Below are 23,800 nucleotides of genomic sequence, written 5' to 3' on the forward strand. Positions count from 1 at the left end.
TTTATTGAACGGGGCGAGGTGTTCCCTCTAAACTTGAGGTCATCACGAAGTGAAGGAGGGTGACCTGATGGCTCGTATGAGCAAAGTCATGACATTACCTGCAGGTGCATCTGCACCACCGAACAAGCCCGTAAACCGAACGAAGAAGAAGCTGATGAGGCACTGGCAGTTTTACCTGCTGATATTCTTCCCGCTGCTCTATATCATCCTCTTCAAATACGTTCCGATGTTCGGCGTCTTGATTGCGTTTAAGGAATACAACGTGGTGCAAGGCATATTCGGCAGCCCCTGGATCGGTTTCGATTATTTCAGTCAGCTGTTTGAGGCACCGTTCTTCTGGCAGTATGTCCGCAACACGCTGGAAATCTCCCTGTACGGTCTCCTAGTCGGTTTCCCTGCCCCCATTCTGTTGGCGCTGGCGCTGAATGAGATCAGGAACGGCCGATTCAAGAAAACCGTCCAGATGGTTACGTATGCCCCATACTTCATATCAACAGTTGTGATCGTCTCCATTCTGATTGTGAATCTCTCGCCAAATACCGGGCTGATGAGCAATCTATACCGGGCGTTGGGGCTTGAGACTGTGGATTTCCTAGGCATTCCAGGGCTGTTCAAATCGATTTATGTCTGGTCTGATGTATGGCAGTTCACCGGATATGGCGCCATCATCTATATTGCGGCCTTGGCTGGAGTTAACCCCGATTTGTATGAGGCAGCAAGGGTGGATGGTGCAACCCGCCTCCAAAAAATCATCCATATCGATATTCCCAGCTTGGTTCCCGTCATCGTCATCCTGTTGATTCTGAATCTTGGCAACCTGATGAGCCTCGGCTTTGAGAAAATTTATCTCATGCAAAATCCGCTCAATCAGAATACGTCCGAGGTCATCTCCACTTATGTGTACAAGGTCGGATTGCTTGGAGCAAACTTCAGTTTCTCGGCCGCAATCGGCTTGTTCAACTCGTTGATCAATTTTATTTTGCTGGTTATTGTCAATTACGTATCCCGAAGAGTCTCATCCACAAGTCTATGGTAGGAGGAATCGCATGAGCAGAACCACAGTACGGGAGTCCGCTGCAGACCGGATATTTCTTGGCATCGTATATTTGTTCTTAGCCATCATTCTGATCGTTATTCTGTTTCCGCTGCTGCATATTGTAAGCGCATCCTTCAGTTCTCCTTCGGCAGTATCCTCTGGCAAGGTGTGGCTGTGGCCCGTGGATATTACGCTGATGGGGTATAAAGCTGTATTTCAGAATTCCAACATTCTGATCGGGTTTGGCAACTCCTTGTTCTATGCTGTCGTCGGCACAGTGGTTAATGTTGCGTTCACGGTGATGCTTGCTTATCCGCTGGCCCGAAAGACGTTTTACATTCGAAATATGGTGATGATGCTGCTGGTGTTCACGATGTTTTTCGACGGGGGATTGATTCCTAACTATTTGCTCGTGAAGTCGCTGGGCATGCTCGATACGCGCTGGGCCATGATTATACCGGGTGCGCTGGCCGTATTTCAGGTCATCATTGCCAGAACCTTTTTTCAGACCACCATTCCAGAGGAACTGGCCGAGGCTGCGGAGATGGATGGGAGCAGCGACATTACCTTTTTTATTAAAATCGTCCTGCCGCTTTCCAAGCCGATCCTGGCTGTGCTCGCACTTATGTATGCGGTCGGTCATTGGAATTCTTATTTCAACGCCTTGATTTATCTCAAGGACAGCAGCCTGTTTCCGCTTCAGATATTCCTGAGGGACATTTTGATTCTGAATTCCGTCAGCTCGGAGATGGTGACCAATGTGAATGAGCTTCTGGCTCGTGAGGGACTGAAGGACTTGCTGAAATATTCGCTGATTGTGGTTGCAAGCGCGCCGGTGTTGATCATCTATCCGTTTGTGCAGAAGTATTTTGTCAAGGGTGTCATGATCGGCTCCTTGAAAGGATGAACCTTAGTTAACCGGATGTTATAGAGGGGGTGAGGCCGACATTGCAGAATAGGGTATTTCTGATGTTCAGACAAACTGGGGGTCGTTGCTAAAGCGGTTTCATACAAGATCAATGGGCGGGTATTCCATATTAAGGAGGAATTGATTTGAGAAGGTTCACTGGATTATGTTTAAGTCTGATTCTGGCCGTTGTACTGGTACTATCAGCTTGCGGTAAGGCGAGTGAAACAGGAACTGAAGGTTCGGCAAGTTCCCCGGGGTCAGGCGCACCTGTTGAATTATCGGTGTTTGCTCCTCAGACAGCGGGGATTGAAAGTCTGGATGTCAATCCGTTCTCCAAGCATATTGAAGATAAGCTGGGCATTACATTTAAATGGAATACAACGCCCGACGCGGTATTCAACGATAAGAAACTGTTGATGCTGGCAAGCGGGGATTATCCGGCCCTCATCATGAATGCCGGCATATCCAAGGCGGATCAGATCAAATATGGCATGCAGGGGGCTTTCATTCCGTTAAATGACTTAATTGACCAGCACGCACCCAACATCAAAAAAGCGCTGGAGGAAGTTTCCTATTTAAAACCGGCCATAACTGCGCCGGACGGGAATATTTATGCACTTCCGAAGGTGAATGAGTGCCTGCACTGCACATATGGTCAGCGGATGTGGGTCAATACGACCTGGCTCGATAAGTTGGGGCTGGAGATGCCCACAACAACCGATGAGTTCTATGAAGTGCTGAAAGCCTTCAAGGAGCAGGATCCGAATGGCAATGGCAAAGCGGATGAAATTCCGATGACAACCTCCCTTGATGTGTGGGGTGGAGGTGTAGATGCTTTTTTGATGAATGCCTTCATCTACAATAACGGCACAACCTATTTAAGTGTCAAGGATGGCAGGGTGATCTTGTCCGCGGCTGAGCCCGAATGGAAGGAAGGGCTGAAGTACCTCCGCAAGCTGTACAGCGAAGGACTGATCGACAAGGGAGCCTTTACGCAAAATGGGGATGCCGTGAAGCAGCTCGGGAACAAAACGGACAATGTAGTCGGTACCGTTGGGTACGCACTGATCAGCAGTGTGCTGGAACCGACGGAAGCGAAGCCGCGTCATAAGGAATACGATGTCGTGCCTCCGCTGAAAGGTCCGGGCGGGGTACAGCTTGCAGGGTACAGCGTAGGTGCTGGAGACGGATCGTTTGTCATTACAAACAAAGCGACAGAGGAGCAGCGGGTGGCAGCGATTAAGCTGGCGGATTACCTGTTCTCCGAGGAAGGCACCGTGATGACCTCGTGGGGTTTTGAAGGAGACGGCTGGCGGAAGGCGGAGTCCGGGGCTCTCGATTACAATGGCAAGCCAGCCGTATACGAAGCGCTGAAACGGGATGTGCCCGATGGATCGCTTGACGTGACCTGGTGGCAGCTCGGCACGATGCTGATGGTGAACTCGCTTCGGGAATCCTTTGTGGCACCGGCGGATCCGCTCGGCAACGGAGCCTATGAATATCGCCTATGGCTTGCCGCGAAGAAATACGAGCCATTTGCGAAGCCGGATGCGGTCTACCCGACGGACGTATTTATCGACCCCACCGATGCAACCTTTATCGCTCAGATTCAGAAGACTATTCAAGATTACGTGAAATCGAACCTGGCCCAATTCGTGACCGGTAGTAAGGATATTGAGAAGGATTGGGATGCATATGTTAGCGGGTTTAAAGGACTGCAGCTGGATAAGTATCTGGAAATTCACCAGAAGGCATTAGACAACCAAGGATAGATAGGAATGGGAGGTTTATCGCGTGCACAATTTCATTGAATACGCTGCCAACATTAAGCCCTCGGAGCGCCAACTGGCCGTACAGGAGATGGAGTTTTATGCTTTCTTTCATTTTACAATCAATACGTTCACGGATATGGAATGGGGCACCGGAAAAGAGGATCCCGCATGGTTTAATCCCGAGCAGCTGGATGCTGACCAGTGGGTTGAAGCCTGTATCAGTGCCGGCATGCGCGGCTTGATCCTCACATGCAAGCATCATGACGGGTTCTGTCTCTGGCCAAGCCGCTATACGGAGCATACCGTGAGGAACAGCCCTTGGCGAAGCGGGCTCGGCGATGTGGTGAAGGAGGTTGCCGATGCTTGCAGAAGAGGCGGAATCAAATTCGGGATTTACCTGTCCCCTTGGGATCGGCATGAACCGTCATATGGAGATTCAGCGCGATACAATCAATTCTTCCTGAATCAATTACGAGAGCTGCTGACCGGCTATGGCGATCTATTCTGCGTCTGGTTTGACGGTGCCTGCGGTGAAGGACCGAACGGCAAGCGTCAGGAATACGACTGGGAGGCGTATTACTCGCTGATTCGCGAGCTGCAGCCGAACGCCGCCATCTCGGTATGCGGGCCGGATATCCGCTGGTGCGGGAATGAGGCGGGACACTGCAGAGAATCCGAATGGAGCGTAGTTCCTTCGTCATTGCGCCAGAATGAAGCCATCCAGGAAAAATCGCAGCAAGCCGACGATCGGGAGTTTGCGCGCCGTTATGAGTCGGATGAAGAGGATCTGGGCAGCCGTGATGTCATTCAGGGCGAGCAGGAGCTGGTGTGGTATCCGGCTGAAGTCAACACGTCCATCCGTCCGGGGTGGTTCCACCATGCTTCCGAGGACGGTAAGGTTAGATCTCTGGAGGAACTGCTCCATATCTATTACGGATCGGTTGGCGGCAACGCGACTTTTCTGCTCAATATTCCACCGGATACCCGGGGACTGGTTCATGAGCATGACATGCAGCGGCTGCGGGAGCTTGGAGATGCCATTCGCAATACGTTCAGGACCAATCTCGCAGCGGATGCGCATATAACGGCATCGGAAAGCAAGCAGGGATGGGACGCGCGTCATATGCTGGATGGCAGCAGAGATACGTATTGGAGTCCGGAGGACGGTACCGAGTATGCCGTGATTGAGCTGGACTTCGGACGTGAGATCGATTTCGATCATATTGTACTGGCTGAATATCGGTATGGACAACGAATCGAGAGGTTTGAGCTTGAATATATCGCAAATGGAACCTGGCATCCGATTCAATCCGGCACCGTTGTTGGTCACAAGCGCATCTGTCGATTTTCTGCCGTGCGTTCTCAGTATATTCGGCTGACCATTATGGAATCGAGATGGTGCCCGCGCCTGTCCAGCTTTGAAGTGTACAGGGGCGCTGGGGATTGATAGGCTGATTGCGAAACCGAATCATATTTTTCCAAAAAAAGATTCGTTCACCTTCCGCTCCCTCCAGATTAGTGTAAGATGTATGTGAGACCAGACCTTACTCCACAGTAGAGAGGATGTATCGCGCATGAGCCAATCCGTAACGTTCCAGACCCGGCTTCTGAGCTCCTTGTCCAAAGTGTTTGCCGATGAAGAACTGTTGCAAGGTTCGTATAACAACGGGTCCGCATTTTGTAATGAGACGTTTTCGTTTCAGGTCGCTTACCGTTCCAATCGCTTGTTGAAAAACATCCGTGTCATGCTTCAGTCGGAGATAAGCCCGCACATTATCGTCCGTTCCGTTGGTCTGGTTCCATCGGAGCTGCCAGCGTACCATGATCATGACGAATTTGTCTTAAGATCCACGCCGGGCCTGTATCCGGACCCGCTGCTGCCCTTGACCGCAGAATCTGTTGTGACAGGATGCCCGAACCAGTGGAGAAGTCTATGGATTACGGTGCAGCCTGAGGATGAGGTAAAGGGCGGTACATATGAAATAGGAATCCGCTTTGAAGCCGATTCGGGGGAGTCTCTTGGTGAAGAGGTCTTCACACTGGAAGTCATTCCGGCATTATTACCTGCCCAAACGCTGATTCATACAGAATGGTTTCATGCCGATTGTCTGGCTGCCTATTACGGTGTCGAGATTTTTAGTGAGCGTCACTGGGCCTTGATGGGACAATTTATGGGGACTGCTGCCCGGCATGGGATCAATATGATCCTTACGCCTTTGTTTACGCCTCCGCTGGATACAGAAGTGGGCGGGGAGCGTCCCACGGTACAACTGGTTGATGTGGCTGTTAGCGAAGATGGAACGTATGCGTTTGCATTCGATAAACTCGACCGCTGGGCGGACTTATGCGATGCTCATGGGATTCAATACTTGGAGTTCTCGCATCTCTTCACGCAATGGGGAGCCCGGCATGCGCCGAAGATTATGGGCAACGTGAACGGCAAGAGCGAGAAGCTGTTCGGGTGGGATACGGATGCGATGGGATCTTCGTACCATGCCTTCATCAGACAATTCATTCCGGCGCTGACCGGCTGGATCGAAAGCCGGGGACTGAAACAGCGCTGCTATTTCCATGTATCCGACGAGCCGTCTGTCTCCCATCTGGAGGCATATGGCCATGCGAGCCGATTGATGAATGAACTGCTGCCGGATTATCCAATTATTGATGCCTTATCCGATATTTCGTTCTATGAGCAAGGACTGGTGAAACGACCGATTCCAGGCAGCAACCACATCGAGCCTTTTCTGGACCAACAAGTAACGCCATTGTGGACCTATTATTGCTGTTCCCAGTACAAAGAGGTATCGAACCGCTTCTTCAATCTGCCGTCGGCAAGAAACCGGATTCTCGGCATTCAGCTGTATAAGTACAACATCGAGGGGTTCCTGCACTGGGGATACAACTTTTGGAACTCGCAATACTCGCGCCGTGCCATTGATCCATTCCAGGTGACGGATGCGGACGGCGGTTTTCCTTCCGGGGATGCTTTTGTGGTATACCCTGGCGAAGAAGGGCCTATCGAATCCATTCGGCTGAAGGTATTTCAGGAGGCACTGCAGGATTTGAGAGCGCTTCAGCTGCTCGAGACGCTGATCGGCCGAGAAGCCGTCATGCAGTCGCTGGAGGAAGGGCTGGAGGAGCCGATCACCTTTAAGTGCTACCCCAGGGATATGGAATGGCTGCTGTCGAAGCGGCAGTGGATGAATGAGGAGATCAAGGCGAATATGGTTGTGAAGTAAACGGGAGGGCAAGTGCAGCTCCATCCAAACCCGTGTGAATATATTGAAAATGCCCCGCATTCACCGTTTAACGGTGAACGTGGGGCATTCGTTTTATGTACATAACCTCTGCTTAAAGAATTCGATTGTTTTTTTCCACGAGTCCACACTGGCTTCCGCAAGTTGCTGCTTGGTTCCCGGATCGGGGGAAATCGCACGCAAGTAAGGTATGCCGATGTAATGGCCTGCCCCATCATAGATTAGATGCTTGGATATCGCTGCTGGATCGTTTTGTGTTTTTCTCCGTAATCCTTGCTCCGATAGAGCAGCAGAATCCCAGCTTTCATCGGCTGATCCCGATATCATTAAGACTTCGCCGTTTATTTTTTCTAAAGGGATGGTTGCCCTCTCTAGCCAATCGATGTTAGCGGACAACCCGTCGTGCCATTTACGGAAAGGATTTCCCTTTTGGCTAATCCACATTTCTTTGCATTCATTCGCCAATTGGACTGGATTATCTGGCTGCAGATAGGGGAGCGGCTGGCCTTGGTAGGTCCATGCAGGTGGAAGCGTTGGATCATTACTCCATGGGACAATTCCGCTGAACGATACGGCTGATCCGTTCAAGGAGACAACGGCTGTGATTTCAGGAAACAAGGCGGCTGACCACAGAGCAAGTTCACTGCCCCTTGACGTACCGTGAATTCCGAATCCTCCTGCCTGAACTTCAGATCGCTTCTGCAGCCATTTTATGGCCGATTCAACGTATTCAAGTGGTATATCCCTTAGCTGCTTTTGGAGATTCTCCACGCCGAAATAGGCAAGCGCGAATACCGAGAATCCGTGCGAGGCCAGAAGGGCAGCGGTTTTCTCGTTCATGCCTCCCTCGGATCCGCCCACAACGATAATGCCGGGTCTGGGTTTCAAATCCTTGTTATAAAAAAAGTTCCCAATCAGACCTGCTTCCCGCACGGTTTGCTTCACAGTATCATTGCTTGTCCAATGGCGGGTTACAGCTTGATGTGCCACAATCTCATCATGAGTTTCCAACAGCATTAGCGAGGTTTGTGGCGACAGTTCATCACGAGTGTCGGGTTGATTATATTTTTCGTCCAGAACATGCGTCAGTGCATTCTTTACGGTAGGCTCCATGGACCAAAACAAGGCCATTCCATCCACGCCGCAGTATGTGCCATGGATGGGTGCTTGATGGTCCAGCTCTACTTTACCTTCAGGGTCTGCAACAAAACTCGCCTGTGAGGCTAAATATCGTTCCTCATTTATTTTTTTGATCAGATGGAATGTTACGGTTTCTTGCGGCTGCATCCCAGCGGCAGATATCTTTATAGGAGCATCTACCATGGAATGAGGATCACTGATTATAATTTTAGATCGGTTCACAAGCAACAATCGCCTCCTTATTTGAGTGAAGATGATATAGTTCTGCTTATCAACGTAAAAGTCCTTTTTTAACCCATAGAGGTGGTTGAGGGATTCATGGGCGATTAAGGCCAACCACGCCTTCGGCGAAAGAGGTCTGCTGTGGTTCTAGTGGTGCAGCTGAATTTATGCCATCATAGAGGCAAGGGGGTAATACGATGTATTTGGATTTCAAGTTTGCGGATGACCGTCCGGCATATATTCAAGTCAAGGATTACATGAAGCGCTTGATGACAACCGGTGCGCTGCAAGCGGATCAGAAGCTTCCCTCCACGCGAGAGCTGAGTGTTTTACTTCGGGTTAGCCGTAATACGGTGCTCAGCGCTTACTCGGATTTGGAGGACGAAGGCTATATCTACGCGGTCAAAGGGCAGGGACATTTCGTTGTCCCGTCGGTAAGTGGGGTATCTGTACAGCTAGAAGGTAAGCGGCTGGATTGGGCTCCGCGTCTGAATGATTACGCCCGGCTCGCGGAAGAGAATGATCTGATGAAGCATGGCATCCGCGCCGAGAAGGGCGCCATATCTTTTACAAGCATCGCTCCCGATGAGAAGCTGTTTGATCTGCAAAATGTAAAGCGTGCATTTCTGGACCGGATGTCGCTTGAAGGGGAGGTTCTCCTTAACTACGGTTATGCCAAGGGTTATAAACCGCTCATCGATTATCTTCTCCGTTATATGGAGAACAAGGGCGTGAATATCCAGGGCAAGGATCTGCTTATCACAAGCGGTTTTACAGAAGCGCTGAGCCTGGTCTTATCGACCTTGAACCAGGGGCATGGACGCATTCTGTGTGAGAATCCAACCCACCATACAGCCATAAAAAATTTTAAAATGCACGGGTACGACATCACCGGCGTCGAGATGGAGCCGGACGGCATCAGCCTGACAGGGCTTGCACGCGAGCTGTCGAAGCGCCCTTACGATCTGGCGTACCTTGTGCCTTCCTATCATAATCCTACAGGAATTGTTATGTCTCACCAGAAGAGGCTTGAAGCTCTGCGATTGCTGAATGAGTATCAGATTCCCGTTATTGAAGATGGTTTCAATGAGGAGCTGCGTTATTCGGGCTCGCATATTGCCCCTCTCGTTGCATGTGCAGGGGGGGAGAACAACAGCGTGATCTATTTGGGCAGTTTCTCGAAAATTTTGTTCCCTGGCCTGCGCGTCGGTTGGGTGCTTGCCGACAAGACGCTGATTCATTATCTCGAAAGCGTGAAGCGTGCCCGCAGCATCCATACGTCGACGCTGGATCAATCCCTGCTCTATCAATATCTGTACAACGGCAACTTCGAGAAATATTTAAAAAGGGCCAAGGCGGAGTATAAGCGAAAATATGAGCTTGCGATCCGCTGCTGTGAGGAATGGATTCCGATGGAGCGCTTGTCCGGAGACGGTGGACTTCATCTGTTTGTTGAATTTGGTCCGGATTTCCGGACGCGGGAGCTGCTTGCTGCCTGCTCCGCCCAGGGCGTCGTATTCACGCCGGGTGATATTTTCCATACCGATGGCGGAGGTCATCACACGATGCGCCTCGGCTTCTCACGCGTCTCGGACGAGAACATCGAGAAGGGGATCCGCATTATCGGTGAAACGGCGAGGAAGCTGCTCAACTAGCAGGGCAAAAAAGAGATCGGAAGAATAACAGTTTAGGAGGACAGCATCATGAAGGTTGGTGTCATCATGGGAGGCGTATCATCAGAGAGGGAGGTTTCGCTGGCTACCGGCAGGGAGATGCTCTCCCATCTGGATAAAAACCGCTACGAGGTTTGCCCGATCGAGATTGATGACAAACGCGAGCTGATCAGCAAGACCGAAGGCATCGACATCGCCCTGCTCGCGCTGCACGGCAAATACGGGGAGGACGGCACGGTGCAAGGTACGCTGGACTCTCTCGGGATACCGTACACCGGCAGCGATGTCCTGTCCAGCAGTGTCTGCATGGATAAAGACCTGAGCAAGAAGCTGCTGCGCTGCGAAGGTTTGTTTACCGCAGACTGGGTCGTGGTGGGCAGTATGCAGGAGCTGGCCGCCGCGGATGTGGAAGGGCTGGGCTTCCCCGTTGTTGTGAAGCCGAATGCAGGCGGGTCCAGCATTGGCACCCGGATTGTCCGTATCCAAGATGAGCTGGCATCCGCTGTCGAGGAGGCGCTCCAATGGGATCGCGCCGTGATGATTGAACAATTCATCGATGGAGAGGAGATCACTTGCCCGATCCTGAACGGGGAAATGCTTCCGATTGTGTCGATTAAACCGAACTCCGAATTTTTTGACTACACGTCCAAATATGTGGAAGGCGAAGCGGATGAGCAGGTGATCGAGCTGCCCCCCGAACTTCGGAAGGCAGTGAAAGCGGCGGCGATTCAATGTTACAAGGCACTGAAGTGCAGTGTGTATGCCAGAATCGATATCATCCTGAAGGATAATATTCCTTATATTTTGGAGGTTAACACCCTCCCGGGTTTAACGCGGACCAGTCTGCTGCCAAGAAGCGCGGAAGCAGCGGGATATTCGTTCAGCAGTTTGCTCGATGCCATTATTGAATTCTCATTAACGGAACGAAAAAGCGAAAAACAAGGAGTAGAAGGATATGAATACAACGAGCAGCTTTATATCGCCGACTGTGCAAGATATGCCCCCATCCGGAATTCGACAGTTTTTTAATGCGGCCGAAGCGGACGATGATGTCATTTCTCTGGGCGTAGGTGAGCCGGATTTTGTGACACCTCAGTGTGCGATAGAAGCCTGCAAGCGCGCTTTGGAGCATGGGCGTACGATGTATACGCCAAACGAGGGTCTTCTGGAGTTAAGAGAAGCAATCGCGGAATACCTGCACAAGGGCTTTCAGCTGGAATATGAACCGTCACGAGAGGTTCTGGTCACCGTTGGCGGCAGTGAAGCGATTGATCTTGCTCTGCGGGCGCTCATCTCGCCGGGAGACGAAATCATCATTCCGGTACCCGGGTACATTGCCTATGCTCCGCTTGTTCAGCTGAATGGGGGGAATGTGGTAGAACTGGAGCTATCGGCAGAGGAGGGCTTCAAATTAACCGCGGATGAACTTCAGAAGGTAATTACACCCCGGACCAAAGCGATCGTTGTTAATTTTCCGACCAATCCGACAGGTGCCGTCATGACTTATGAGGATTGGCTCCCGATTGCCCGCCTGGCCGTTTCGCACAATTTGGTGGTCATCTCCGACGAGATGTACGCGGATCTTACCTATGGCCGCACACATACCAGCATCGCTTCACTGCCTGGAATGCGGGAACGCACCATTGTCATCAGCGGCTTCTCCAAAGCGTTTGCGATGACGGGCTGGCGTGTCGGCTACCTCTGCGGAGATCGGGACTTGGTGAGCGCCATGGTCAAGATTCATCAGTACACTGCCCTATGCGCACCCATCATGGGACAGATTGCCGCTATCGAATGTCTGCGGAACGGACTCGGGGATCGGGATGCCATGAAGCTGGCTTATGATGAACGCAGAAGGATGTTTGTACAGGGTCTGAGCGATATCGGCCTGACCTGCCGCGATCCGCAAGGTGCTTTCTATGCCTTTCCCAGCATTGCAGAAACCGGCCTTGGATCGCAGCAGTTCGCAGAGCGGCTGCTTCGGGAAGCGAAAGTCGCTGTTGTACCGGGTCATGTGTTCGGCGCTGGCGGCGAAGGTTTTATCCGCTGCTCGTATGCCGCTTCCTCCGCTCGGCTGACAGAAGCGCTTGATCGAATAGATCTTTGGCTTAGGGCACACTCATCCCGTGCAGTCCAGGACCTGCACATCCTACAGAATTCTTGAGAGTTTACGGTAATCCGTAGCGGTGATCCCCTCTAACCTGCGGAAAATCCGGCTGAAATAATGAATATCCGGGTATCCGACGCCTTCGCCAACCGCCTCGATCGAAATATCGGATTCCCGGAGGAGCCGCCTTGCTTCCCGGTGACGAACGGATTGCACAAATTCACTGGGTGGCATTCCGGCAAATCGTTTGAATAATTTCGCGGTATGATCGGCACTTAACATTAAATGCTCGGCTATTATTTTATTGCTCCAGTCTTTGGCTGGAGTTTTTTCGATTTGGCTCATCAGATCAATCAGTTTGGCATCATGCGGTGACGTTTCCGTCAGGGCCTGGAAAGGATGCGTCCGACACAATTGAACCAGCACGTCCAGCATCAGTCCTTTGCAGGCGAGTTCATATCCGGCAGGACGGTAGGTGAACTCTTCAACGATGCGTTCCATCATCTGAACACAAGGCAATGGAGGCGTGTAGATGGTCCGTGAGGACAGCGGAAGGAAAGCGGATGAAACCGCTTCTTGAGCAAATTTATCCGGAGCCAGCACGGATTCGTTCACAATCATGTCCGCTTCGGTCTGAATGTCCAGTTCATCAAAGAAATCAAAATGAATTCCCAAAAATCGCGCATCAGGCTCAGATATCACCTCATTCTGATGGTAAACACCGGAGGGCAGGAAAATGAGCTGCCCGGCTTCGATGACATACCGATTCCCGTTCATCGTTGTGGCGGCTGCGCCATGGCATACGTAGAGCAGCTCGAAATCGTACAATCTTCGCCTCGGGAGAGCCCCCGTCGCCATGCGTTGGAATTGAGCATAATGAATGCTGGGCGACCATTCCCGGAAGGACGCTTCACGCTTTATCGGGTAATCCGAGTTTGTATCGTTCATAGATAAATCACTCCAGAAAGGGATGAAATAAAATTTTTGAAGAGAACGGAATTGTCCAAATAATCACTTTTCTATCTAAATCATTTGATGGAATATTTATTTATTATATAAGTATTATTACATCCTGATGGTTTATTTACAACTTGACGGAAAAAGTCAAATGTTGCGTTACATGAATCTTTCAATTTATTTTCAAAGACTTCCATGTGAAAGCGGAAGCTGCATCAATCAACCTATTGATTTGAGGAGGGATTCGTCATGAAGAAAGGGATTAACATTTGGTCATTCCAAGGGGATGCGGCCATCTCCGACTGCATCCGATTGGCAAAAGAAGCTGGGTTTGACGGAATCGAATTGTCATTAAACCAAACGGGCGAGCTTGGGCTCCAAGCCGGTGATAAGGAAGTGCAGAACATCGCTGCACAGCTGAAAGACGCGGACCTGGAAATTGCAGGACTGGCAACAGGCCTTTATTGGGATTATCCAATGACAAGCGAAGACCCGGCTGTCCGTGAAAAAGCGATGGATGTTTGCAAGAAGCAGCTGGAACTGGCTGCCGCATTCGGCGTGGACGCCATTTTGGTTATCCCCGGCGCGGTCGGCGTCGATTTCATCCCTGGCTCCGCCGTGATTGATTACGAATATGCATACGATCGCGCTCAAGAATCCATTCGTAAGCTGGTGCCGTTTGCAGAGAGTGCCGGTGTTGCCATCGCGCTTGAGAATGTGTGGAACAAATTTCTGCTGTCGCCGCTGGAATTGCGAAATTTCATTGACGAGATCGGTTCCGATTATGTCGGCTCCTATTTTGACGTAGGGAATGTTGTTCATAACGGTTATCCCGAGCAGTGGATTCGGATTCTGGGTCAGCGGATCAAAAAAGTCCATTTCAAGGACTACCGCAGGCAAGCTGGCGGGCTGCACGGCTTTGTTGATTTGCTGGCAGGAGACGTTGATTACCCGGCCGTGGTGGAAGCGCTGCGTTTAATCGGCTATGACAACTATGTTACGGCAGAGATGATCCCGGCCTACACCCACTATTCGGAGCAGATCATTTTTAATACATCCAATGCAATGGATGCGATTCTCGGACGTACACCGTCATTGCGCCAGCCTGACGCGCGCCAGCGTCAAGGCCAATCATAATAAGGGATACGGAGGGAATATAGGATGCTGAAAATCGGAATATTGGGTTTTGGTTTCATGGGACGCATGCATTTCGACAATTATGTCCGTCTCATGGAAGAAGGTGCCGACATTAAGCTGGTTGCCATCTGCGATCTGCGTATCGATGAGCTGAAAGACAGCAAAGCCAATGGCAATATGGCCACTGAGCGTGATGTATATGATCTGGAGCCCTATCATCTCTACGATCATGTAGACAGTATGCTGGAGAATGAAGAGCTTGATATCGTGGACGTATGTCTGCCGACTTATTTACATGCGGATATGACCTGCATGCTGCTGGAGAAGGGGATTCACGTCATGTGTGAGAAGCCGATGGCAGGCAGTGCAGAAGAAGCCTGGTGCATGGTGAAAACAGCAGAGCGTACAGGCAAAACGTTGATGATCGGACAATGCCTGCGTTTCTGGCCTGCTTATGAATATTTAAAAGCCTGCGTGGAGGACGGACGATACGGAAGCATCGTAGCGGGGGAGTTCTTCCGCGGCTCCGAACCGCCGAAGGGCTGGTTCCTGGAAGGGGACAAAAGCGGTGGCTGCATCACCGACATGCATGTCCATGACGTGGATATGATCCACTGGCTGATGGGCAAGCCGGAACGGGTATCCACATTCGCCAAAACCATCATTGAAGGCAGCCTGTACGATATCGTGTCCACTCATTACAGCTATCCGGATGGTAAGGTGATTAACGCCCATGCGGACTGGACACTGAGCGGTGAACACGGATTCCATATGGGATACCGGGTGAATCTGGAGCAGGCTACGCTTGTGTTCCAGAATAATGAATTGAAGGTTTATCCTGAAGATGCTCCGGGCTTTACGGCTGAGCTGTCCGGTGATTCCGGTTACTATCGCGAACTCCAGTATTTCCTTGAGCATGTTGCACAAGGGACACCCGTAACGGTATGCACACCGGAAAGCGCTGCCGGATCACTGGAAATTATCGAGGCCGAGATCCGTTCCGCGAATGCGAACGGCTCCTTGGAGACATTGCCTGGGAAGCAGACCGTATCTTAACTAAGTTCATCAACATGGCATGAATAAAAAAAGCAGGCAGATCGGGAAATATCCTTGATCTGCCTGCTTTTGCATATGGAGCCCGCTGCGTGAGGCTCTTATTAGGCCCAGACCCGTTGCAGCGAGACTCTGTATGGTAATGAATCGGTTAGGCTCTGAACGTCTTCAGAAAATCTACGGCGAGTTTGATGTCAGCCTCCGGATTTGCTTTCACTTCGCGTTCGATCGTCAGATATCCGGTGTAGCCAATGTCTTTGAGGGCTTGCAGATATGCCGACCAGTTCACGCCGCCTTCGCCGAGCGGAACCTCACGGAACTTCTCGCCGGATTCTGCCATATCGGCGATTAAGTCATGGTCCAGCGGCGGCGCTTCGTATCCGAAATCGCCGTATACATCGCGAGGATCGATATAGTCGGCGAGCTTGATTCCGTCCTTCGCATGCGTATGGACGATATAATCCTTCAGGTTGTACACGCCCTGTACCGGATCATCCCCTGTAACCATGACCATATTTGCCGGGTCGAAGTTAACCGATACGCCGTTGGAACCCAAACCGTCGAGGAATGCCTTCAAGTGGGCGGAAGGCTCGGGGCCCGTCTCGATGGCAAAGAATGCGTTCATGGAATTTGCGAAGGTGCTGAGCTCCACGCAGGCATTGTGCATCGTTTCGTATACGCGGCCGTTGTGGTCCTGCGGAACGATACCGATATGGGTTGTGATAATATTCGTTCCAAGCTCCAAACCAAGCTCCATGATCCGTTTGGATTTTTCGATCTTGGCCGCATTTTCAGCAGGGTCCTGGAAGCCGTGTCCGCCAAGGTCACCCACGAGTGCGGAGATTTCAAGTCCGAGTGATTCGATATAATCCTTCAATTCTTTGCGAGCGGAAGCAGACAGGTTGGCTGGGTCCATTTCGCCATGAACGGCATAAATCTGAACACCATCGGCACCAACATCCCGAGCCTTGATAAGACCTTCTCTTACGCCAACACGAAAGCTGTCCACAATAACGCCAATTTTGTTAGGCATGATAGGCTTCGACATCGTTATATCCTCCTTATATCATCCATCGTCCGTCTGAATTAAACTTCATTCCATGCTTTGCGGACATATTCCAATCCAAATTTGGCTCCCGTACGGCAATCTTCCAATCCTTCGAATTCGATCGAGATGTAGCCGTCATAACCGGATTCTTTCACGATGCGAACGACTTCCGGCATATCGATATCGCCTTGGCCGACAATCGCGCCCCGGAGCCAATTGCCGCTCGAGGTGTTGAACCAGCCGGATCCAGGCACACGCTTGGCCGGGCGATAATAGAAGTCCTTGAAGTGAACCATCGAGGCCAAGCCGATATTGTTGGCTACAGCCACGGTGGATACCTCATCCGCACAGAGGAAATTCCCGATATCCAGGGTTGTTTTGAAGTTTGGATGATTTACGGTTTGGACAAGTGTTTTTACACGGTCGCTCTGCTGTATGAAATATCCGTGGTTCTCCACGCTGGTGGTGATGCCGTGTTCTGCCGCGTAATCGGCAATGATACGGCAAGCATTGGCCAGACGCGGGAGTTCCTCCAGAAAATGAGTAATGGACAAGTCCTTGGAAGAAGCAACGTCATGGCGCATCAGCTTAACGCCAAGGGCCGCCGCTATGTCCACTTCGCCTTTAACTCTTTCAATTTCCGCTTCATAGGCAGCGTCATCCAATTCCGCAAAATTGGCGCCGATGGCATAATTGGAAATCTCAAGCCCTTTGGATGCAGCATGGGATTTGATGGTATCGATCAGCTCCGGCGTTTCCTTCAGGTTAAAGCCGAGCGGAACGATCTCGATATGCTCTCCGCCGATCTCTGCAACGTAGTCGATGACATCGGTAATGGTCATCTCGCCTTTGTTCATGGCCTGATACAGGCTGTATGAGCTCACTCCAAGTTTCATAGCAGAACTTCAGCTCCTTTCTCAGCGGATTCATAGATACCGCACAGAATCTTCATGATCTCAACGCCGTCTTCAACCGGGCTGAGCGGTGTCGTGCCGTTCTCGATACAGGAAATGAAGTGATTGACTTCGCTTTGGAAAGCGGCATCGAAGTCGAATCCTTTGTTGTCTGTTTGCGGCTGGATATTGATGATGGTATCGTGTTTCTCGGTTACGATGGAAACCTCAGGATCAATCTCGAATCCGCCCTTGTCTCCATACAACTTAACGGATTGCAGGTTTTCCTTGGAGTGCAGGGTGAAGCTCACGTCCACCAGCAAAGAGGCACCGTTTTCAAAACGGATCATCGCATTTGCCATATCTTCAACCGTATTTTTCTCCGCGTCGTAATCAGCTGCCTTGTAGAAGGACAGGTTGCGAACATTGGAGCGGTTGCCCAGTTTCCGGTATGTATTTGCGCTGACGGCAACTGGCTTTGGACGTCCCATCATATACCAGCACAGGTCAATGACATGCACGCCGATATCGATGAGGGGGCCGCCGCCGGAACGTTCGATGTCGGAGAACCAGCCGCCCGGATTACCGAGACGACGGATGGAGGACGCCTTCGCGAAGTAAATATCCCCGAATTCCCCCTTGTCTGCAAACTCACGCAGCATCTGGGCGTTAGGGTCGTAACGTCTTACGAATCCGACCTGAAGCAGCTTGCCCGAGGATTTCACGGCTTCCTGTACTTGAAGCGCTTCCTCAACCGTACGGCAGAGAGGTTTCTCAACCAGAACGTGTTTGCCGGCATTCAGTGCCGCGATGCTGATTTCGGCATGGGTATTGTTCCAGGTACAGATGCTGACCGCATCGATATCGGGATCAGCCAGAAGTTCGTTATAGTCTGTATAGACTTTGGTAGCGCCGTATTTTTCAGCTGCACGCTGTGCTCTTTCTTCATTTAAATCACACACGGCGAGCAAATTCGCGTTCGCATGTTTTTGATAGGATTGCAAATGCATAGCAGAGATCGATCCAGTGCCAATGACGCCAACATTAATAGATTTCATGATTTCACTCCTCTGAATTTACTGCATTACACTTTCGTATTATAATCCTTTTAGAGGAAGACACCATGATAAACCGTGCTGTTTGTTTGTACAATTGTGCTGTCTTACGGGAAGGAGATCAGAGCATTGGACAAAACACTGCGAGAACCGATGACGATGCCGGATCCTCAGTTTCCAATCAAGGTTCATCGTTGCGAGTTTGATGGCCGGGGACAGGTTTTATTTAACCATCATTGGCATGAGCATCTTGAAATTCTGTATTTTGTTTCGGGAGAAGCGACGCTGGAATGCGGATCGTCCACCTTCACCGCCAAGGAAGGCGATATGATCGTCATAAACCGGAATGAACTGCATTACGGGCTCAGCCAGTCGGAACATTTGTTTTATTATGCGTTAATCGCTGATTTCTCGCTGCTGCAGAGCCATTCCCTGGATGCGCCCGAGATGAAATTCATCACACCGATCACCCAGAACCGTCTGATCTTCGAGAACCGAATCAACGGGGATGATGCGCTGGCACCCATGCTATCCATTATCAAGGAGCTGGAACGGCAGGAATTCGGCTATGAGCTGGCCATCAAATCGGAGCTGTACCGGCTGCTTACGCTGCTGCTGCGAGGTTATGTCGCCACGGTTCTCACACAGGACGAATACGTGGAGCGAATGAAAAATGTGGAGCGGTTTGCGCCGATATTCAAATACATTGAAGAGCATTACCGGGACGATCTGTCCGTGGAGCTGTTATCCGGCATGGCCGGTCTCAGCCGATTTCATTTCAGCCGATTGTTCAAGGAGATCAGCGGCCGGACCGTGACGGAGTACGTGAATGAAACCAGGCTTAACCGGGCGGATTACCTGCTCCGCGAAAGTCCGCTTACGGTATCGGAAATTGCGGCGGCTACCGGATTCAACGATATTTATTATTTCAGCCGGACCTTCAAGAAATATAAGCGAATGGCTCCATCGGCTTTACGAAAAAAATGACATTAGACCTGCAAAGTTCTAATAACAGGTTCTATGTAGACATAAGCATAAAAGCAACATATAATGAATAATCATATTTATTGCATAAACGGGCAGAGATCATGGAGAACCCTTTTGCTTCAATGCGTACTGTATTTCAGTATGCATTCAGCAGATGCGGTTCTTTTTTAGATTTATACGTTTTTCTTAATAGATTCAGGGAGGGGAATGTCAGGTGGGCACAAGCTTATCCGCTAGGATGCGGACCCAATATTTGCAGGACATGTCGGCTAGCAAGCTGGATGTGCTGGTGATTGGCGGCGGTATCACGGGTGCGGGAATTGCTTGGGACGCCAGCTGCAGGGGGATGGCCGTCGGCTTGGTCGAGATGGGCGATTTGGCTTCGGGAACAAGCAGCAGATCGACGAAGCTGATCCATGCCGGTCTCCGGTATTTGCGGCAGGGAGAGCTTGGCTTGGTACGTGAAGCAGGCTACGAGCGGGCGCTGCTTCACCGGAGCGCTCCGCATCTTGTGGAGCCGATTCCGATGCTAATGCCTATTTATAAGAAAGGCACCTACGGTTATTTGGCCAGAGCCATCGGATTGTATCTGCATGACTGGCTGGCGGGGGTCAAGGGCAGTGAGCGGGTGACCATGTTCCGACGCGAGGGAACCCTAGCGCTGGAGCCGCTCCTTCGTAAGGAGGGGTTACGAGGCTGCGGTTATTATTACGAATATCGCACCGATGATGCACGGCTAACGGTTGAAGTGATGAAGTCTGCACGGGCCAGGGGAGCGCTGATCGCGAATTACGCTAAAGTATGCGCATTTATTTATCGCGGGGGAAGAGTGGTAGGTGCTCACGTGGAGGATCAATGGAGCGGGGAAACCTATGAGGTATTCGCCAAAAAAATCGTGAATGCAACCGGTCTATGGGCAGATCAGGTCAGGCAGAAGGACAATTCGCTGAAAGGCAGGTCATTATTATTCACCAAGGGCGTTCACCTGGTGGTGGATCATGCGAAGCTCCCGATACGACAAGCTGCTTATTTTGATGTGCCCGGTGGCCGAATGATATTCGTTATTCCCAGGGAGGGCAAGACCTACATCGGAACAACCGATACCGTATACGAAGGTGCAACGGAGACGCCGGGCGTTACCGCTGAAGATCGGCGGTATCTCCTTGATGCGGTTCGTCATGCTTTCCCGGATGTCCATTTGAAGATAAGCGATATCGAAGCGGGCTGGTCTGGACTTCGTCCTCTCGTGCGCGAGGAAGGGAAGGGGCCCTCGGAGATATCCGGAAAGGACGAAATGGTTGTATCCGATTCTGGATTGATTACCATTGCAGGCGGAAAGCTGACCGGATTTCGGAAAATGGCCGAGAAGGTTGTGAACCTGGCTGCCAGACAGCTTCAAGAGGCAGATGGCACCATCTATCCTCCTTGTACAACAGACCGGGTACCGATAAGCGGCGGAGAGCTGAATGGTCTTACTTATGAGGAATTGCGAGAAATGCTGGTTAAGCAGGGGAAATCGCTTGGCATCCCGTCGGAGCTCATGCTGGGCTTGATGACCCGATACGGCTCTAATACAAAAGAGCTGCTTCATCGGATTCATGCTGCTTCGCAGGCGTCGGAATCGATGGAAATTAGAGTGCTGCGAGCAGAAATCCAGTACTCCATAGAACATGAGATGACAATAACCGCTGTTGATTTTCTGCTAAGAAGAACGGGCTGGGTGCTGTTTGACCGGCCAAGGGCCGAGAGGTTAATCGCTCCCGTAATCGAGATGATGAGGGATTATTTAGAATGGAGTCAAGAGGAAGTTGACAGACAGCTGGAGCTGCTGCAGGATCAATTGCAGTTGGCATGGGGGCTCCTGCAGGCGACAGGACGGAGCTGTTTCCGTATCCTTTGGGTAGGGAACATGTAGAAATGGTGGACACCCAAGAGAAAGAGGAGGATTCTCCCACCATCTCAGCCATGATTCGATAATTCTGAATTATTATCATCTTGTCAAATGTAAAAGCTGGATGTAGTATAACCATATGAAGTTATAGAGCTGGGCAGAGATGATGAGAAGCCCTTTGCATAACGAACCTTTCATTTGTCATGGATGAAAGCGTTTTTAATGCGAAGTGTTTCTCTTTTTTTTGTATCCGTATGATCGCTTGCCCAAGGACTAAAGGGAATGGTGCTGTCATATGTATACATACGGATGGGGGCTGTGATTGCATAACAGAACTGATCTAACCAGAACATGTCCCATTTACGTCCCATTTACGTTTGCAGGCGGAAGTTACAGATTGAACATGCAGAGGAGAACGACAATGGATCATTTTTCAGGTTATATTTTTGATTTGGATGGTACGATCTATCTGGGGGCCGAGGCGATTGATGGGGCTGTTGAGACCATTCACTATTTGCAGGGGCTGGATAAGAAGCTGTTGTTTTTAACTAACAAAACGATTGATTCCAGAGAAAATTATCTGAAGAAATTAGCGAAGCTTGGCATTGAGGTAGAACTGAAGCATATATTGAACCCTGCACTCGTTACGATCCATTATCTTCAGAAGCATCATCCGGGTGCACAGGTCTACGTGATCGGTGAGGACATATTGAAGAATGAACTGCTGGATAACGGAATTTCATTCGCATCTACGCCGGAGGAAACCGATGTTGTGGTCGTTTCGTGGGATCGGGAGTTTCACTATCGGCATCTGGATTTCGCATATCAGGCAATTAAACACGGCGCCGATGTTATTGCAACCCATCCGGATCGAACATGTCCCATGCCCGGCGGGGATATTCCCGATTGTGGCGGCATGATTGGTGCCATCGAAGGTACAGCGGGCATCCGAATTACGACTGTCATGGGCAAGCCCTCCGTCTTGACGGCATTGACGGCACTTGATATTTTGGGAGTGAAAGCGGAAGCATGCCTGATGTCAGGGGATCGGCTTGAGACGGATATTCGGATGGGAAACGAGGCGGGAATGAGTACGGCATTGGTGCTGACTGGCGTGTCGGGCAGGGATGACCTGATCGGCAGCAGCGTTACGCCTACCTACGTCCTGAATTCGGTCCACGATATTTATCTCGCAGGTCATGCCTTGGAGCAGGCAGATGAAGCAAAGTCATGATGGATATAAAAATATGCCGGGGCAACGGGAGAATTGGAGATGCTGCTGCGGCAACGAGGTGAAGACATGAGAACCAGTGTAGAAGGTGCACAACGAATTTCGTATTGTTTGAAGCGAAGGCCCATTATCACATCATTAATGCATGCCGAAGAACTGCCCGCCGTGCTGGCAACCGAATCGAATATCGTTTTTATTCTCAAGACCGATATCTTTATGATTGAATCGATTGTCGAGCAGATTTCTGAGGCTGGCAAGCTCTCATTTGTTCATTTTGATCTCATTGAAGGAATCGGCAAAGACAAGACGGGAGTCAGGTATTTAGCCGAGAAGGCAGGTATTGACGGAATCGTTACAACAAAAAACACAGCGATCGTGGAAGCAAAAAAATTGGGCTTGTTGACAGTTCAGCGTCTATTTGTATTTGACTCCGTCTCACTGGATAACGGAATCAAGATGATTAAGGCCTCCAATCCGGACGCAATCGAAGTTCTGCCGGGCATGGTATGTCAGCGTATTATGGACCGTATTCGTGCCGAGGTGGACGTGCCTGTCATCGCGGGAGGACTCATGATCGATTTGGAGGATTTTGATACAGCTCTGAAGAGCGGTGTAATCGGCATATCCACCTCCAGCAAAGAGTTATGGCGCTGGCAGGATGAACATATGGCATAACGAAGAGCCGCCTTAAATGACAAGGATGGGTGGAGATTAGAAATGGATGTGTTTCAACTGGATACAGGGACCATGCTGATGCGGCTGTTATTTGCTGCGCTGCTTGGCGGTTTAATCGGTTGGGAGCGCGAACGCAGAAACAAGCAGGCCGGTCTAAAAACGCATCTCTTGGTAGCCGTCGGTTCAACGCTGATTATGCTGACTTCCATTTACGGGTTTGATTCAGCCCTGATCAATCATCCCAATGCGAGGTTTGATCCTGCCCGGCTGGCCGCACAAGTTGTAAGCGGTATCGGTTTTCTTGGAGCCGGGGCTATCCTGCGGCGTTCGAATCATATCATTTCAGGTCTCACCACGGCGGCAACCTTATGGGTAGCGGCGGCTATTGGTTTAAGTGTTGGTTCCGGGTTTTATTGGCCAGCGATCATAACAACGGCGATTGTTCTGGTCAGCACGCTGGTGCTGAATAAACTGGAATCGAGGTTTCTCTTTATTAAGAAATCCGGCAGCCTAAAAATCATGATTGAGACCGGGGACCGTCCGGTTCATGTCAGCACCATTACCGATTTGCTGCAAAGGGCGAACATGACCGTTGAGGGCATGATCGTCAACAACGATACATTGGAAGATGATTCAACCAAGGTGACGATGGAATTTCGGGTCTATTCGTTTAACAGCAAGGGAATTAACGGATTGTTCGAGCAGCTGTGGCAGGTTGAGGGAATTAAGCAGGTACGCATGAATTGGCGGGATTAA

The 23,800-nt window shown here is 50.6% G+C and carries 20 protein-coding genes; 15 read left to right on the forward strand and 5 right to left on the reverse strand.

Going from position 1 to position 23,800, the window contains the following annotated elements; translation table 11 throughout:
• Nucleotides 1-67: 67 nt before the first annotated feature.
• The 5 genes from B9D94_RS07650 to B9D94_RS07670 all read left to right on the forward strand — a co-directional run bounded on the left by B9D94_RS07650 (nucleotide 68) and on the right by B9D94_RS07670 (nucleotide 6,957).
• Entirely contained in the window at nucleotides 68-1,036 is a 969-nt protein-coding gene (locus B9D94_RS07650; protein ID WP_006211775.1) for an ABC transporter permease, read from the forward strand.
• A gap of 10 nt (nucleotides 1,037-1,046) precedes the next feature.
• A complete protein-coding gene (locus tag B9D94_RS07655) occupies nucleotides 1,047-1,943 on the forward strand; it encodes a carbohydrate ABC transporter permease (protein ID WP_148246753.1) in 897 nt (298 codons plus the stop codon).
• A 146-nt stretch (nucleotides 1,944-2,089) separates the two neighbouring features.
• A complete protein-coding gene (locus B9D94_RS07660) occupies nucleotides 2,090-3,718 on the forward strand; it encodes an ABC transporter substrate-binding protein (protein WP_148246754.1) in 1,629 nt (542 codons plus the stop codon).
• A gap of 22 nt (nucleotides 3,719-3,740) precedes the next feature.
• Complete coding sequence (locus B9D94_RS07665) at nucleotides 3,741-5,165, forward strand: alpha-L-fucosidase (RefSeq protein ID WP_148246755.1); 1,425 nt, start codon at nucleotides 3,741-3,743, stop codon at nucleotides 5,163-5,165.
• A gap of 127 nt (nucleotides 5,166-5,292) precedes the next feature.
• On the forward strand, nucleotides 5,293-6,957 hold the full coding sequence (locus tag B9D94_RS07670) for a DUF4091 domain-containing protein (RefSeq protein ID WP_148246756.1): 1,665 nt from the start codon (nucleotides 5,293-5,295) through the stop codon (nucleotides 6,955-6,957).
• A gap of 93 nt (nucleotides 6,958-7,050) precedes the next feature.
• Here B9D94_RS07670 and B9D94_RS07675 read toward each other — a convergent pair whose 3' ends face one another.
• Nucleotides 7,051-8,337, reverse strand: coding sequence for an acyl-CoA thioesterase/bile acid-CoA:amino acid N-acyltransferase family protein (locus tag B9D94_RS07675; protein ID WP_253806118.1), 1,287 nt, complete (start codon nucleotides 8,335-8,337; stop codon nucleotides 7,051-7,053).
• 197 nt (nucleotides 8,338-8,534) lie between these two features.
• Between B9D94_RS07675 and B9D94_RS07680 the strand changes: the two genes are divergently transcribed.
• The 3 genes from B9D94_RS07680 to B9D94_RS07690 are packed head-to-tail and all read left to right on the forward strand — an operon-like array spanning nucleotide 8,535 to nucleotide 12,174.
• On the forward strand, nucleotides 8,535-9,992 hold the full coding sequence (locus tag B9D94_RS07680) for an aminotransferase-like domain-containing protein (RefSeq protein ID WP_006211769.1): 1,458 nt from the start codon (nucleotides 8,535-8,537) through the stop codon (nucleotides 9,990-9,992).
• A 48-nt stretch (nucleotides 9,993-10,040) separates the two neighbouring features.
• Nucleotides 10,041-11,039, forward strand: a complete 999-nt coding sequence (locus B9D94_RS07685) for a D-alanine--D-alanine ligase (protein WP_148246757.1) — start codon at nucleotides 10,041-10,043, stop codon at nucleotides 11,037-11,039.
• Nucleotides 10,966-12,174: an aminotransferase class I/II-fold pyridoxal phosphate-dependent enzyme gene (locus tag B9D94_RS07690; RefSeq protein WP_148246758.1), complete on the forward strand. Its 1,209-nt coding sequence runs from the start codon at nucleotides 10,966-10,968 to the stop codon at nucleotides 12,172-12,174. Before B9D94_RS07685 ends, B9D94_RS07690 begins: the two co-directional genes overlap by 74 nt.
• Here B9D94_RS07690 and B9D94_RS07695 read toward each other — a convergent pair.
• On the reverse strand, nucleotides 12,160-13,065 hold the full coding sequence (locus tag B9D94_RS07695) for an AraC family transcriptional regulator (RefSeq protein ID WP_036641525.1): 906 nt from the start codon (nucleotides 13,063-13,065) through the stop codon (nucleotides 12,160-12,162). The two genes, B9D94_RS07690 and B9D94_RS07695, sit on opposite strands and share 15 nt — an antisense overlap.
• 258 nt (nucleotides 13,066-13,323) lie before the next feature.
• Between B9D94_RS07695 and B9D94_RS07700 the strand changes: the two genes are divergently transcribed.
• Nucleotides 13,324-14,211 (forward strand): sugar phosphate isomerase/epimerase family protein, encoded by an 888-nt coding sequence (locus B9D94_RS07700; RefSeq protein WP_006211765.1) that lies wholly within the window; start codon nucleotides 13,324-13,326, stop codon nucleotides 14,209-14,211.
• 24 nt (nucleotides 14,212-14,235) lie between these two features.
• A complete protein-coding gene (locus B9D94_RS07705) occupies nucleotides 14,236-15,267 on the forward strand; it encodes a Gfo/Idh/MocA family protein (protein WP_148246759.1) in 1,032 nt (343 codons plus the stop codon).
• 148 nt (nucleotides 15,268-15,415) lie between these two features.
• Here the strand turns inward: B9D94_RS07705 and B9D94_RS07710 are convergent, their stop codons facing one another.
• The 3 genes from B9D94_RS07710 to B9D94_RS07720 are packed head-to-tail and all read right to left on the reverse strand — an operon-like array spanning nucleotide 15,416 to nucleotide 18,263.
• Complete coding sequence (locus B9D94_RS07710) at nucleotides 15,416-16,312, reverse strand: sugar phosphate isomerase/epimerase family protein (RefSeq protein WP_006211763.1); 897 nt, start codon at nucleotides 16,310-16,312, stop codon at nucleotides 15,416-15,418.
• 38 nt (nucleotides 16,313-16,350) lie between these two features.
• The gene (locus tag B9D94_RS07715; protein ID WP_036641529.1) at nucleotides 16,351-17,208 is read right to left on the reverse strand and encodes a sugar phosphate isomerase/epimerase family protein; all 858 of its coding nucleotides are present in this window, start codon (nucleotides 17,206-17,208) and stop codon (nucleotides 16,351-16,353) included.
• The gene (locus tag B9D94_RS07720) at nucleotides 17,205-18,263 is read right to left on the reverse strand and encodes a Gfo/Idh/MocA family protein (protein ID WP_006211761.1); all 1,059 of its coding nucleotides are present in this window, start codon (nucleotides 18,261-18,263) and stop codon (nucleotides 17,205-17,207) included. The genes B9D94_RS07715 and B9D94_RS07720 overlap by 4 nt, the downstream gene beginning before the upstream one ends.
• A gap of 126 nt (nucleotides 18,264-18,389) precedes the next feature.
• On the opposite strand from B9D94_RS07720, the gene B9D94_RS07725 reads away from it, so the two are divergent.
• From B9D94_RS07725 to B9D94_RS07745, 5 genes are all read left to right on the forward strand, one after another.
• Nucleotides 18,390-19,247 carry a helix-turn-helix domain-containing protein gene (locus tag B9D94_RS07725; RefSeq protein WP_036641530.1) on the forward strand — a complete coding sequence of 286 codons (858 nt, stop codon included), beginning with the start codon at nucleotides 18,390-18,392 and terminating at the stop codon, nucleotides 19,245-19,247.
• 214 nt (nucleotides 19,248-19,461) lie between these two features.
• Nucleotides 19,462-21,162, forward strand: coding sequence for a glycerol-3-phosphate dehydrogenase/oxidase (locus tag B9D94_RS07730; RefSeq protein WP_253806119.1), 1,701 nt, complete (start codon nucleotides 19,462-19,464; stop codon nucleotides 21,160-21,162).
• Nucleotides 21,163-21,559: 397 nt separating this feature from the next.
• The gene (locus B9D94_RS07735; RefSeq protein WP_063480242.1) at nucleotides 21,560-22,372 is read left to right on the forward strand and encodes an HAD-IIA family hydrolase; all 813 of its coding nucleotides are present in this window, start codon (nucleotides 21,560-21,562) and stop codon (nucleotides 22,370-22,372) included.
• Nucleotides 22,373-22,438: 66 nt separating this feature from the next.
• The gene (locus B9D94_RS07740) at nucleotides 22,439-23,044 is read left to right on the forward strand and encodes a glycerol-3-phosphate responsive antiterminator (protein WP_036641597.1); all 606 of its coding nucleotides are present in this window, start codon (nucleotides 22,439-22,441) and stop codon (nucleotides 23,042-23,044) included.
• Between the two features lie 42 nt (nucleotides 23,045-23,086).
• Complete coding sequence (locus B9D94_RS07745) at nucleotides 23,087-23,800, forward strand: MgtC/SapB family protein (RefSeq protein WP_006211755.1); 714 nt, start codon at nucleotides 23,087-23,089, stop codon at nucleotides 23,798-23,800.

Source organism: Paenibacillus sp. Cedars, assembly GCF_003184205.1.
GTDB lineage: Bacteria > Bacillota > Bacilli > Paenibacillales > Paenibacillaceae > Paenibacillus_AQ > Paenibacillus_AQ glucanolyticus.

Bases quoted from the DNA above. Each gene is read 5' to 3' on its own strand.
- B9D94_RS07650 (WP_006211775.1), top strand. From the start codon at position 68: ATGGCTCGTATGAGCAAAGTCATGACATTACCTGCAGGTGCATCTGCA.
- B9D94_RS07695 (WP_036641525.1), bottom strand. From the start codon at position 13,065: ATGAACGATACAAACTCGGATTACCCGATAAAGCGTGAAGCGTCCTTC.
- B9D94_RS07715 (WP_036641529.1), bottom strand. From the start codon at position 17,208: ATGAAACTTGGAGTGAGCTCATACAGCCTGTATCAGGCCATGAACAAA.
- B9D94_RS07740 (WP_036641597.1), top strand. From the start codon at position 22,439: ATGAGAACCAGTGTAGAAGGTGCACAACGAATTTCGTATTGTTTGAAG.
- B9D94_RS07655 (WP_148246753.1), top strand. From the start codon at position 1,047: ATGAGCAGAACCACAGTACGGGAGTCCGCTGCAGACCGGATATTTCTT.
- B9D94_RS07710 (WP_006211763.1), bottom strand. From the start codon at position 16,312: ATGTCGAAGCCTATCATGCCTAACAAAATTGGCGTTATTGTGGACAGC.
- B9D94_RS07720 (WP_006211761.1), bottom strand. From the start codon at position 18,263: ATGAAATCTATTAATGTTGGCGTCATTGGCACTGGATCGATCTCTGCT.
- B9D94_RS07685 (WP_148246757.1), top strand. From the start codon at position 10,041: ATGAAGGTTGGTGTCATCATGGGAGGCGTATCATCAGAGAGGGAGGTT.
- B9D94_RS07690 (WP_148246758.1), top strand. From the start codon at position 10,966: ATGAATACAACGAGCAGCTTTATATCGCCGACTGTGCAAGATATGCCC.
- B9D94_RS07670 (WP_148246756.1), top strand. From the start codon at position 5,293: ATGAGCCAATCCGTAACGTTCCAGACCCGGCTTCTGAGCTCCTTGTCC.
- B9D94_RS07745 (WP_006211755.1), top strand. From the start codon at position 23,087: ATGGATGTGTTTCAACTGGATACAGGGACCATGCTGATGCGGCTGTTA.
- B9D94_RS07700 (WP_006211765.1), top strand. From the start codon at position 13,324: ATGAAGAAAGGGATTAACATTTGGTCATTCCAAGGGGATGCGGCCATC.
- B9D94_RS07680 (WP_006211769.1), top strand. From the start codon at position 8,535: ATGTATTTGGATTTCAAGTTTGCGGATGACCGTCCGGCATATATTCAA.
- B9D94_RS07705 (WP_148246759.1), top strand. From the start codon at position 14,236: ATGCTGAAAATCGGAATATTGGGTTTTGGTTTCATGGGACGCATGCAT.
- B9D94_RS07735 (WP_063480242.1), top strand. From the start codon at position 21,560: ATGGATCATTTTTCAGGTTATATTTTTGATTTGGATGGTACGATCTAT.